At 45.9% G+C, this 13,254-nt stretch carries 10 protein-coding genes; 9 read left to right on the top strand and 1 reads right to left on the bottom strand.

Features of this window, described 5'->3' with window-relative positions:
- Positions 1-119 precede the first annotated feature (119 nt).
- The 9 genes from BLCOC_RS00260 to trhA all read left to right on the top strand — a co-directional run bounded on the left by BLCOC_RS00260 (position 120) and on the right by trhA (position 10,275).
- Entirely contained in the window at positions 120-1,646 is a 1,527-nt protein-coding gene (locus BLCOC_RS00260) for an MFS transporter (protein WP_115623999.1), read from the top strand.
- A gap of 40 nt (positions 1,647-1,686) precedes the next feature.
- The gene (locus BLCOC_RS00265) at positions 1,687-2,727 is read left to right on the top strand and encodes an iron-containing alcohol dehydrogenase (protein WP_115624000.1); all 1,041 of its coding nucleotides are present in this window, start codon (positions 1,687-1,689) and stop codon (positions 2,725-2,727) included.
- Between the two features lie 31 nt (positions 2,728-2,758).
- Complete coding sequence (gene nagB / locus BLCOC_RS00270; protein ID WP_115624001.1) at positions 2,759-3,520, top strand: glucosamine-6-phosphate deaminase; 762 nt, start codon at positions 2,759-2,761, stop codon at positions 3,518-3,520.
- Positions 3,513-4,811: an aminotransferase family protein gene (locus tag BLCOC_RS00275; RefSeq protein ID WP_029470979.1), complete on the top strand. Its 1,299-nt coding sequence runs from the start codon at positions 3,513-3,515 to the stop codon at positions 4,809-4,811. Before nagB ends, BLCOC_RS00275 begins: the two co-directional genes overlap by 8 nt.
- Before the next feature lie 48 nt (positions 4,812-4,859).
- Entirely contained in the window at positions 4,860-6,026 is a 1,167-nt protein-coding gene (locus BLCOC_RS00280; protein ID WP_115624002.1) for an ROK family protein, read from the top strand.
- 37 nt (positions 6,027-6,063) lie between these two features.
- Positions 6,064-7,011 (top strand): allose kinase, encoded by a 948-nt coding sequence (gene alsK / locus BLCOC_RS00285; RefSeq protein ID WP_029470978.1) that lies wholly within the window; start codon positions 6,064-6,066, stop codon positions 7,009-7,011.
- A gap of 78 nt (positions 7,012-7,089) precedes the next feature.
- Positions 7,090-7,326, top strand: a complete 237-nt coding sequence (locus tag BLCOC_RS00290; RefSeq protein ID WP_115624003.1) for an HPr family phosphocarrier protein — start codon at positions 7,090-7,092, stop codon at positions 7,324-7,326.
- A 187-nt stretch (positions 7,327-7,513) separates the two neighbouring features.
- Complete coding sequence (locus BLCOC_RS00295; RefSeq protein WP_115624004.1) at positions 7,514-9,319, top strand: amylosucrase; 1,806 nt, start codon at positions 7,514-7,516, stop codon at positions 9,317-9,319.
- 293 nt (positions 9,320-9,612) lie between these two features.
- A complete protein-coding gene (gene trhA, locus BLCOC_RS00300; RefSeq protein WP_115624005.1) occupies positions 9,613-10,275 on the top strand; it encodes a PAQR family membrane homeostasis protein TrhA in 663 nt (220 codons plus the stop codon).
- Positions 10,276-10,321: 46 nt separating this feature from the next.
- Here the strand turns inward: trhA and BLCOC_RS00305 are convergent, their stop codons facing one another.
- Positions 10,322-13,171: an ATP-binding protein gene (locus BLCOC_RS00305; protein WP_115624006.1), complete on the bottom strand. Its 2,850-nt coding sequence runs from the start codon at positions 13,169-13,171 to the stop codon at positions 10,322-10,324.
- Positions 13,172-13,254: the final 83 nt, after the last annotated feature.

Genomic DNA, 13,254 nt, shown 5'->3' on the forward strand with positions numbered 1-13,254 from the left:
TAAAATCAATTATACATTAAATATAGAAAAAATCAACTTCAAAATAAAAGAAGGCAGCAGAAGATACAGCGGACCGCAGCCGGGAATCTTCTTCTGCCGGATATTAAAGGGGGTATTATATGTCACAGGATGGTATAACCGTGCCGTTAGATGGTAAGAGAGATCCTTATGATATAGACTTTACATCCACGACCGCCAAGGTACCGTGGTATGACAAAATTATACACAGTATGTATGGGGCATATAGCTTTAATGTTTCCTGGGTTATTTTTGGATATTATCTGGTGTATTTTTATACGGATGTGGTGGGACTCAGCGCCACAGTCGCAGGTTCCATCATGTTATTTGCCCGTGTGGCCGACTGCTTTACAGACCTGTGGGTGGGTTATATGCTGGACAATGTCTGTTATAAATGGGGACGTTATCGTTCCTGGGCGATTTTCGGCATTATTCCTCTGTTCCTTTTGTTTATCGGTGTATTTACAGCCCTGCCGGTTGAAAGCACGGGACTGAAGGTTGCATGGGCGGCTGTATGCTACGGGTGCTTTGGCTCCATTGGCGCTACATTCTCTTTCATGCCGCAGATTGCACAGTTCTGTAATATGACCAGAAACCCAAGAGAACGTGAGACGATCGCCATTGTAAAAAGTCTCTGCACCAACCTGGCACAGGTGGCAGCGGCAGCGCTTTTTATGCCTCTGGTAAAACTGTTCGGGGGCAGTAAGGGAAACGAGGCACAGGGATTTTTCTGGGCAGCATTTGCTATTGGTCTGACGGTCATGTTATTCCAGATACTCAATGCCCAGATGACTAAGAAATATGAGCTGAACAAGGATGGCACCTGCCGGGAACATCTGAAACAGGTGGAGCATGAGCCGATGTTTGCACAGCTAAAGAGCTTTACTAAGAACAGGCCCGCCATTATTTTACAGATTGGAGAAGTCCTGAAACAGATCATGCAGGCCATCAAAAATGGTATGATCATTTATATCTTCATCTATTTTCTGGGCCTGGAGGATTTCTACTCTGTAGCCATGTTTGCTTATACTATAGCGCTTATGCTGGGCGTTTTCCTTATGAAGCCGTTTATAAGGATGTTCAGAGATACCAGCCGTGCGTATATGATCTGTATGGCATCCAGTGCTGTATTCAGTATCGCTCTGTTTGTTGTCTGCAGCATTTACGGGCCGGCAGGGGCGTCACAGTCCATGCAGTTCGGATTACTTTTTGCAATGTTTATCTTAAACGGAATCTTAAGCGGCGCGTATTATTCCTTCTCAAATGTTATGATACCGGCAACCGTAGATTACGGCGAATGGAAAAATGGCAAAGGACAGGCCGGTGTAGTGTCCGCAGTCAATGGATTCTGTATCACCATCGGCGCTGCGCTTGGAGCACAGATCATGGGAATTCTGTTGGACAGCTCCGGGTATGTGGCTAACCGGACACAGAGCGACGGAACCATTCGTTCCCTGCTGATCATTGCGTTTGTGATACCGGCAGTTGTTACACTTGTACATATGGTTCTTCAGATGTTCTATGGTCTCAGCGATAAGAGACTGGAAGCCTGTATGGTGGATGTAAGAGCAAGAAGAGCTGAAAAGGCAGCAAAAGCAGCACAGGCTGCAGTGGAAAAAGATAACTGACAATATAAACTGTTTTTTATAGAAAAAGGAGATTAATATTATGGCAAAAAAAATGTTTACAACAATCTACGGACGTAACCTGGTGGGAGAACTGAAGAATATTGTGCAGAGACCTTATCTGGTGGTGACAATGGAGGATCTGTGGGAAAAATTCAAAGACGAGTTTGATGATGACTGCATCGTACACTTTGTAAAGACACTGGAGTATGATGAGATAATGGCCAACATTGAAAAGCTTCCCAAGTTTGAAGCAGTGATCGGAATGGGCGGCGGACAGGCTGTTGACTATGCAAAGACGGTAGCCTGGAAGACACATATGCCTTTATATCAGGTGCCAACCTCCATCGCAACAAACGCAGTGTTCGGACACCGCGCGGGCCTGAGATTTGACAGTGTGGTAAAATACGTGGGATATGTGGAGCCGGTAGCTGTCTATGTGGATTATGATGTGATCCAGAGCGGTCCAAAGGCCCTGAACAGGAGCGGTGTGTGTGATGTGCTCTGCTACAACAACTCCCTGTTTGACTGGAAATATGCGGCAGACCAGGGAAAATGCGAGGAGAAGTGGCCCTATGACCAGGAGATGGCAGATGAGGTGAGAGAAGTATACCAGTCTGTAGTGGAGAACCTGGATGACATCTATGCGTTAAACGAAAAAGGGATCCGTGTACTGACAGAGGGTCTGAGATGGGGTGGAGCAGCCTTCCACAACAACGGCTGGAACCCAAGACCTATTGAGGGAAGCGACCACTTCTTATTCTACACACTGGAATACATGACCAAGAAGAAATTCATCCATGGCCAGCCGGTATGCCTGGGAATCTTCGTGGGATCTGCAATGGGAGGAAATGACCCGGACGGGATCCTGGATATCATCCACAAAGCAGGAGTGGAGATCAGACCGGAAGGAATGGGGATCACCTGGGAGGATGTGTTTGCGGCGATCAAATATGAGAAGGAATTCCTGGAGAGCCACGGATACTGGTACACAGTAGTCAATGACTTCAAAGTGACAGATGAGTTCTGCCGGATGATCAAAGACAAGGTGATCGCCAAATATGGTGAGTGGGAAGCAAAATAAAACCAGTGAGAGAGGTCATAGAGGTAGCTGAATGAAGATTTATAAGGCTGATGATTATGATAAATTAAGTGAAAAAGCAGCATCCATCATAGGGGCGGAGGTGGTGTCCAACCCGGAGTGTGTGCTGGGTCTTGCAACAGGGTCTACCTCGGTGGGAACCTATGGATATCTTAAAAAATGGTACCATAAGGGGTTATTGGACTTTGCCGGGGTGAAATCCATGAACCTAGATGACTATAAGGGACTGAAACCCGATAATGAACAGGGTTATTACTATTTTATGAGGCAGAATCTGTTTCAGGATATCAACATAAAGCCGGAAAATACCCACATACCGGACAGTATGGAAGCTGACAGCGAAAAGGCATGCAGGGACTATGACAGGACCATAGAGGAATCAGGAGGCATAGACCTGCAGCTTTTAGGGCTTGGGCATAACGGACACATCGGTTTTAATGAGCCAGGGGAGGTATTTGAAAAGAACTGCCATTGTGTCACCCTGGCAGCCAGTACAGTGGAGGCAAACAAACGCTTTTTTGATAGGCCGGAGGATGTGCCCTCCCAGGCATATACCATGGGGATCGGAACCATTATGAAAGCGAAAAGAATTCTGCTGCTTGTGAGCGGAAAAGAAAAGTCGGGCATCCTTGACCAGGTGATCAACGGACCTGTCACACCAAAGGTACCGGCGTCTATTTTACAGTTTCATCCTGACATGACAATCGTTGCAGATAAGGATGCTCTGTCAGAGGTAAATCTGCAGGAGATAAAAGGGAGGACTATTTATGAATAAGATCATCGAAAAAGATAAGAAATATCTGATCCAGTGTTATACCACAGATGATATTGCGTTTACAAATGCAAAAGGCATGTATCTGTATGACAGCGAAGGCAATAAATACCTGGATTTCTCAGGCCAGTTCTCAGCGTGCAGTCTGGGACACGGAAATGAGGAGCTGATCAATGCATTGAAAGACCAGCTTGAAAAAATCGTGTCTGTGACCTCCTGCTTTGCAACAGAGGAGAGAGCAGCCCTGGCAGAGAAAATGGTTGAAATATCACCGGAGGGCCTGGATAAGGTAATGTTCGGCTGTACCGGTTCTGATGCCAATGAGTTTGCACTGAAACTGGCAAAATACTACAGGGGAGGAGGAAGGATAATCTCCTTCCGCCGTGGATTCCACGGATCCACCGCAGGTGCGGCAGCCGCGACCGGAAAATCTGAGATGATCCAGGAAAACTCCGGTATCTCAGAACTTCTCCCAAGAGGTTTCGTACATTCCGCTCCGCCCTACTGCTACCACTGTGATTTCGGAAAAGAGCCCGGAACCTGCGGGCTGCAGTGCCTGAAATATCTGGAGCAGACCATGCTGCACGAGGGAGGCGACAAGATTGCCGCAGTGATCTCAGAACCTATCTTTGCGGCCGGCGGCGTCATTGTTCCGCCAAAAGGATTCTGGAAGGGAGTCAGAGAGCTTTGCGATAAATTCGGAGCGCTTTTGATCTTCGATGAGGTAGTCACCGGTATTGGCCAGACAGGTACCATGTTCGCATGCCAGTATGAGGGTGTGACCCCGGATATACTGGTAACAGGCAAGGCCCTCACAAGCGGATATGTGCCGGGTTCTGCTGTTCTCTGCAGAAAAGAGATCGGGGAGGCAATGAGTCAGATCAGCCTTCACGGACACACCCATTCCTGCTACCCTCTGGCATGCCGCAGCGCGCTGAAAAATATTGAGATCATTGAGCGTGACGGACTTGTGGAAAACAGCCGTATAGTGGGCGATTATCTGCACAACAGGCTTCTGGAATTAAAGGAAAAATATCCGGTCATCAAGGATGTCCGCGGACGGGGACTTCTGCAGGGCATGGAATTGGAAGGAACACCTTCAGAGGACAAATATGTGCTGGGACAGGAATTCTATGAAGCGATGCTGCATAACGGCCTGGTCACAGAGCTGGAGAGCAGGAAGAATCTGGAGAATGTAGTTGTGGTTATGCACCCGGCATTGATCACATCCAAAGAGAACGTAGATGAGGCGGTTTCAGTCATTGAGAAATCCCTCAGGGAATGTTTGAAATAAAACATATTATCCGTTACAATAAAAGAAAAAATTAAGGAAGTGATTTCAATGACTATAGATGCAGATAAAAAACAGACGCTTACAGTCAGCAGTATCAGAAATGTAAATGTTGTAAATATTATGCAGAGCATTCTCAGGGACCGGACCAAGACCAGGAGTGAACTGGCAAAGGAAAACCATATCAGCGTTATGACCGTAAAACACATAGTGGATGATCTGATCGCAGATCATATCCTTGTGGAAAAAGTCTGTGAAGGCAATGATGTGGGAAGAAAGCCCAAAGCCCTTGAGATAAATGAAAAATACGGTAATATTGTGTGCATCAATCTGACATCTGTAGATGAGATCAGCTTCCTCATATATGATATTTATGGGGCACTGGAGAAAGAACAGACATTGGAATTCGATGCCGGGCGCAGCTACAGAGAAAATCTTCTGCGCGCAGTTGAAAAGATAAAGGAAGAGCTTGCCGCTTCGCATACTGTTACTGTGGGTATCGCGGTGTTTGTTCCAAGTGCCTATTATGAAGATGTTGACCTGGTTAATTATGACCTTATTTCTGATTTTAAGGAACTGCATATCAGGCAGTTATTCACAGACGCGTTTGGAATCAGCAATATACTGGTTCTTCACGACGTGGTACCGGCTGCGTGGTCGGAGTATGAAAGCATGGATTCGGAATCGGATAGCCAGTTTTATTTTTACTGCGGTCATGGCGTGGGCGGATTTTTTATCCATAAGGGAACTGCAGTCATGGGAGAGGAACTGATGGCCGGTGAGGTTGGCAAGATGCTTCTTCTCACAGACAATTCGGAAAAAAAATACACCACATTTGAAGATATGATTTCTGTATCAGTGTTGAACAGAAAGCTGAGGGATGCCGGGATCGACAAGAAGTTTAAGGAAGTCATCCGTACTTATGAGGAGCAGGATGAGCAAGTGAGAAAGATCCTGGATGAGGCTCTGGATACCATTGTCAGAGTTCTGTATAATCTCCTGTGGGTTTATAACCCGGGTACCCTGGTTGTGGACAGTTGTTACAGTGATTACAGCAGACTGATCATGATGCGTTTTCGGGAGTTTGTGGAGTCTCTGGAAAATGAGGCCATTCCTATTCACGTGGAGGTACGGCAGGCACTGTATGACGAGTATCACATGATGAGGGGATGTTTTCATATGGTGAGAGATGCCTGGGTGGATGAGATCAATAATTAACTGAGACCATAGCAGAGAGAAAGAAGAGAAGTGGAGAATGAATAATGTAATGATAGGCATTGATCTGGGGGGAACAAATCTCCGTATCGGGGCAGTAACCCCGGACAATGAGATGAAGAATCCCTCTGTCATCAAAAGCTTTTACATTGCCAATGCCCACAGTCCGGTGAAAAAGCTCTGTGAGATTATAGAGAAGTACAGAGTTTCCAACGGGATAGAGGATATAGAAGCCATATCCATAGGCGTACCGTCCTCCGTTTCAAATGATAAGGAGACGGTCATCTGTACAACGAATATAAGAAACAGTGCAGGGGAAGTAGTATTTCTCAACAGAAATATTGCGGCTGAGATGAGGGAATATTTTGAAGTTCCTGTGTATGTGAATAATGATGTGAACAATATCCTTCAGTATGATGTGGCTGTGAACCATCTGGAAAGCCAGAAAATCGTAGTTGGAATCTATATCGGAACCGGTGTGGGAGCCTCTGTGATCATTGATGGCAAGCCGCTTGAGGGTAAAGACGGAGCAGAGCTTGACCTGGGCCATATTCCTTATTATAAGGGAAATGATCCGTGTAGCTGCGGCAAAAGGGGATGTTGTGAGTGCTATGCATCAGGCTGGAGACTGCAGCAGATCCGGGAGCAGTATTATCCGGATACGGAGATACAGGACATGTTCACACTTCACAGGGATGAGGAACCTCTGAGAGAGTTTGTGGATGCCTGCGCACATGTATATGCTGTGATGGCTACCATATTCAACCCGGATTCCCTTGTGGTGGGAGGCGGTGTCATGGAGATGAAGGATTTCCCGCGGGAGGAATTTGAAAAGGCTGTAAATGAAAAGGTTGGCACAGATGTGATGGGATACGGTTTTCGGTATATTTATTCCCGGGAATATGTGGGAAAAGGTGTCATAGGAGCAGCCGTGTTTGCCAGGAACAGATTACAGGATGAATGTCGGAAAGAGAAAATGATAAGTTAGAGAAACAGATTTTAAGATATAAGCCGGGCTGCAGGCAAAAGAGCAGCCCGGTATACAGAAGAAAGGGGAAAAAGAGAAATGATTACATTTCCGGTTGATTTAAAGGATGTAAATGAGGTCATTGATTTTGTGAATCTGGCCAATAAGGTGGATTACGATGTAGATCTGAGATATGGAAGCTGCATTTACGACGCAAAGTCAGTTATCAGCGCAATGCTCATAAGTGCGGCCCGTTCCGTTGTTATGCAGGTGCACGCAGACTGCGGGGATGAACAGATGATCAGGGAGACATTTGAAAAATATATCTGCGCCTGAAGATATACTGCCTGAGAGGAAAAATGGAATAGGATAAGCAGGATCATGACAGAAAAAAGAGAGTAAAAGGTATTGCCAGTAAATCAGCGGCAGTACCTTTTTTGCTTGTGGGAAATCCTCCAATCCTGTATACTTAAAACAAGAGAATGCGGAAGAAACTTCCGGCGTGTGAAAGGAGCATAATATTATGTCTATGGAAAAACTGCGCACATATTATTTTGGTCTGTATGGGGAAAATGGGATCACCCAGTTTTTCTTTGATCAGCTCGTGGGAATCATGGAGACGGCAAAAGTAAGCAGAAGCGCTGCCCTGAGAAAGCAGGACAAGAAGGGGAATGACTGGTATCTCTCTGAGAAGATGGTGGGAATGATGCTGTATCTGGATAAGTTCTCAGAGGATCTGATAAATTTTGAGAAAAAAATAGATTATCTGGCAGATCTGGGTGTGACTTATGTTCACTTTATGCCCCTTCTGCAGTCCAGAGAGGGCCAGAACGACGGCGGATACGCGGTGTCCGATTATCTGAACGTGGATAAGAAATTCGGCACTACAGAACAGTTTGAGCGTGTTATAGGTAAATTAAAGAAAAAGGGCATACGAACCTGTATTGACTTTGTGCTGAACCACACGGCAAAGGAACATGAATGGGCCTTAAGGTCAAAAAAAAATGAGGCCGGATATGAGGATATGTACTATATGTTCGACAATTACGGCATTCCCTCAGAGTATGAGAAGGCCCTGACAGAAATATTTCCCTCAGTTGCGCCTAAGAATTTTACGTATTACGAGGATATCGGGAAGTTCGTCATGACCCGGTTCTATGAATTTCAGTGGGATCTGAACTATAAGAACCCCAATGTGTTCAATCGGATCGCAGAAGTGCTTTTGACTCTCGCGAATAAAGGGATAGACATTTTCCGTCTGGATGCCATTCCATATATGTGGAAAGAGCTGGGGACTTCATCCATGAACCTGCCTCAGGTGCACACCCTTCTGAAAATGTATGAGATGATCATAGAGGATGTGTGCCCGTCCGTTATCTTCCTGGGAGAGGCCATTGTGGAACCCCATGAGATCGTTAAATATTTCGGTACTCCCGAGGAGAAAGAGTGCCATATCATGTACAATGCGTCTCTTATGGTACTGCTGTGGAATTCCCTCGCAGCCAGGGATGTGCGGCTGATGCAGCGCTCCATGTCTATTGATTACGGCACGCCCAAGGATGGCGTATGGATCAATTACGCAAGGTGCCACGATGACATCGGCTGGGGATTTGAGAAGGATATAATCAGAGATCTGGGTATGGATCCAGAGGCGCATAAGCAGTTTATCATTCAGTTTATGGAAGGCAAATTTCCCGGCAGTTTTGCAAAAGGTGAGCTTTACGAATTCAACCCTGAGACCCTGGATGCCAGAAACAGCGGAACAATGGCTTCTCTGTGCGGCCTGGAGGAAGCCTTTGACAAAAAGGACCGCTACAAGCTTGAACTGGCGGTCAAAAGGATCCTGCTCCTGAACAGCGTCATCATTTCCTATACCGGGATACCCCTTCTCTACAGTAGTGATGAGATTGGAACCCTGAACTGGTGGGAGTACAAAGAGGATGAGACGATCGCCCATGATTCCCGCTGGCTGCACCGGGCACCTATGGATTGGGAGAAGGCAGAGAAAAGGCATGATATGGGAACAGTGGAGGGGATTCTGTTCACCAGTATCAAAGAGATGATCCAGGTTCGGAAGGATAATTCCATTTTTGCTTCAAATATACCCTCTATTCCCGTAGATACGGGGAATAAAGCAGTGTTTGCATTCCACAGGGAGGACAAAATGCTGGTGCTGGCAAATTTCAGTGAGGAGAGACAGACTGTAAACTGCAACGCTGTAAACTGGTTTGGACTTCCCTGGGAACTGCACGATCTGATCCAGGGTAAATCCGTACCGCTGTGGGAAAATATTGTTCTGGGACCATATGAATATCTGTGGCTGGCATAATATATATGAGGTGTACTGTGCGCTGTGAGATGGGCAGCGCATGTGAATTTTTTCAAAATCTAAATGTATTTTAAATCTGGAGTCCGGTTTTCATACCGGGCTTCTTTTTTGCTTTGTATCCTGCGCGTTTGTACTTTTAGAAAAAATTTGTAAAAAAGGGTTGCAATAAAAGCTTATACGTAGTAGTATAATAAATATCAAGACATAGTATTTAAAACTATGTATTGCATTTAGGAATACCAAATGCGCACAAAGTACATACTATATGCATAATTGAAGTAAGGAGTGATGTTATGAAACTGAAGATCAAAGAACCAGGCAGCGCAATCACACATTTTATTGGATGGGTCATGGCAGTATTGGCGGCGGCGCCTCTGCTGCTCAGGTCAGCCAGAGAACCGGACAGCATCCATATTATCGCCATGGGTGTTTTTATGCTGAGCATGATACTTTTATATGCGGCCAGCACCATTTACCACACAGTTGATTCCACTGAAAAGGTAAACCGGCGTCTGCGCAAGATGGATCATATGATGATTTTTATTCTCATAGCAGGAAGTTATACACCAATCTGCCTGATCGTGCTTCACGGCAGGACAGGAACCATTCTCTGTACAGCAGTGTGGCTGGTGGCCATTGTGGGAATCCTTATTAAGGCCTGCTGGATCACCTGTCCCAAGTGGTTTTCCTCTGTCATCTACATTGCAATGGGGTGGCTCTGTGTGTTTGCTTTTGTGCCGATCATCAAAGCACTTTCTCCGGCAGGATTCGGATGGCTTTTGGCAGGAGGTATCATTTATACAGTTGGAGGTATTATCTATGCATTGAAGCTTACCATTTTCAATGCAAATCATAAGAACTTCGGTTCTCATGAGATTTTCCACCTGTTTGTTATGGGCGGAAGCTTATGTCACTTTATTGTTATGTATTTCTTTGTTCTTCCTATGCCGGTATAAAAAACAGGGTCTGTAAATTAGATTAGAATTTACAGACCCTGTTTTTTTACTCCTGACTGCAGCAGTATTTCATAAGGATATCCTGCAGCTTTTTCAACTCCAAAGGCTTTGGTATGTGGTCATTCATGCCGCATGAGAGAGCCTTTTCCATGTCTTCCCTAAACGCGTTTGCAGTGGTTGCAATAATAGGAATCGCGGCGGCATCTCCCCGGGAAAGGTTTCGTATGGCTTTTGTCGCTTCGTATCCGTCCATTTTTGGCATCTGGACATCCATGAGAATGGCATCATATGTGCCAGGAGGGGAGGAGGAGAACAGAGCCACCGCCTCAGCACCGTCATGGGCAGATGCTGTTTCCGCTCCCAGGATTTCCAGAAACTGTTCCGTGATTTCCAGATTCAGCTCATTGTCCTCTGTGACGAGAATGCGTTTTCCTTTCAGCGGTGAGGATGCAGTTTTTTCTTCAGTCTCCCTTTCCCCATCTGTGGAGGTGTCTTCCTCGGTATCAGGTTCCTCGGGGAAGGGCAGGGTGATGCGGAAAACAGATCCCTTCCCTTTTTGGCTGTCCACGTCTATGGTTCCGTGCATCAGGTCTACAAGTCCTTTAATAACAGACAGTCCAAGACCCGTTCCGCTTATCTGCATTTTGTCCGCTTCCACAGAGCGGGTAAAGGGCTGGAACATGGTATCCATGAACTCTCTGCTCATGCCGATACCATTATCTCTGCACTCAAACAGATAGAGGATCTCACCGCTGTCATTGGCTGTCTTTTCCTCTGCCGTGAGGGTAATGCGGCCCCCTTCAGGTGTGAATTTAACAGCATTTACGATTATATTAGATAATATCTGCTTTAATTTCACGCAGTCACCAAACAGCGTTCTGTCAGGGATAGAGTCCCCATTGATTTCCATGCAGATGTTTCTGGATTCTGCCTGGACACTGAGCATGGCATGAAGTTCATTTAAAATAGCGGACATATGGAACTTTTCCGGTGTAAGAGTCTCTCTGCCGCTTTCGATCCGCGACATATCCAGCACAGAGTTGATAAGAGACAGGAGCTGCCTGCAGGATATTCTGGCCTTTTCCAGGTATTCTCTGTTTTTTTCCGGTGAAGTCTCATTCTGCATCAGGGTGAGCATTCCGGAAATTCCGTTTAACGGCGTGCGCATCTCGTGGGAGACATTGGACAGGAACCTTGTCTTGGCCTCGGTCGCCACATTGGCCTGTTCCAGTGCATAGCTCAGTTCCTTTTCACTGCGTTCTCTCTCGGCCAGTGTCTCCAGCATGCTTTTCTGCCGCACACGGGATATAACTGCCACAGCGATGCAGAGAAGGATAAACGCGATCACGGACAGCAGGGTTACAGATATGAATATCACATGATTTTTAAAAAAAGTGGTCAAGTTGGCAGATGCGTTGGTCTGTTCTGTGATCATACGCTGATAAATAATATCATCAACCTCAGATGCATTCATGTACAGCATTGCTTTTTCCAGTATAGTGAGCAGGTTCGTGTCAGCAGATGCAGGGGCAGCCAGATTCATGGCAGTCAGTTTCAGATCCGTAGGCGTTATGGAGAGATTGGGATAACTGTTCTCCATAAGGAGGTAGTGGGCAGCAAAGCTGTCCAATATAGTTTCCGTTGCATTGCCCTCGGCAACGTTCTCCAGACACTCTGCCGGTGACTTTAAGTACAGGATTTTTTCATACTCACCCAGAAGAGGATGATTCTCAGGAAGTCCCTGTTCATACTCATACTGCGGCAGTGCCAGTACAGGCTTGTTGGAGGATGGATTTGCGGTGATACGCATTTGCTCCGGCGTGTTATAGGGGAAAAGCTGCAGTCCGCGGCACGTCTCATCACTGCCCGGCAGGGTTGTGATAACAGGGAGAAAATCCGCTTTTTGTTCTTTTACCATTTTAACGGCATCGTCAAGGGTATCTGTTAAAACAAAATTGACAGAAATGCCGATCACACTGCAGAAATATTCTGCAATATCCGCATCCAGGCAGCTATAGTCGCCGTTTTCACCCAGATGGTCGGAAGCTCCGTAGGAGGATCTGGGCAGCACTGCGGTCAGGGTACATTTATCTTTGAGGTAGGTCTTCTCCTCAGCGGTAAAGGCATTTGCCAGGCTGTCATCGCTTTTGAAATATTTATTTTCTAGTTGGTCTGTATAGTTCTGGGACATGGCATGCATGGTGTACAGCGCTGCGTTAAGCTCCCGCAGGATCTCCGGTTTATCCTTGGATACAACAGTATAATAGGGGGAATCCGCAAAGCGTGTGACGATGCGCATATCATTTCCGCGCGCGGCACTTCCGATCAGGAGCATATCAGTATCTCCGTTTCTGAAGGCATTGATGTAGTCGTCATGGGAGTTATATACCTTTATATCCACCTGGATCTCATTATTTGAACAGAAGTCCTCCAGCATCTCTTTTTTGCCATTCTTTTCCTGTGTGCCTGTGATCGCCACGGATCTGTTGTTGAGGGAGGTCAGGTCTCCAGATGTGATATCTGTATTGTCGTTGAGTACGGCCAGACAAGTATAGTCAAAACCACTGGATAAAGAGGGATAGTCTGCATATTCATCCGTAGTTTCCGAATAACCCATAGAACCCATGAGGTCAATATCTCCTGCATAGAAACTGTCAAATAATACATCCATGGTATCCACCACATATTGGATGTCCCATCCGGCACATTTACCAAGATTTTCAAAGTATTCATACATCATACCGCCAAGGGTACCGTCTTCGTTTACGATATAGAGGCGGCTGTCGTCCATTTTGGGAAAGGCAGCCGTGACTTTTCGCGGTTCTCTGGCATGAACGGGTACAGATATGGATAAAAGCATGATAATGCTTAGTATCAGGGCAAAAAGTCTTTTCATCGAATGCCTCCCATTTGATTTGTAGGTTAAATATATAATTATAAGTATATAGGATAAAAGGGAAAAAATCAATTTTTATAATG

The sequence above is a fragment of the Blautia coccoides genome (assembly GCF_034355335.1).
Lineage (GTDB): Bacteria > Bacillota > Clostridia > Lachnospirales > Lachnospiraceae > Blautia > Blautia producta.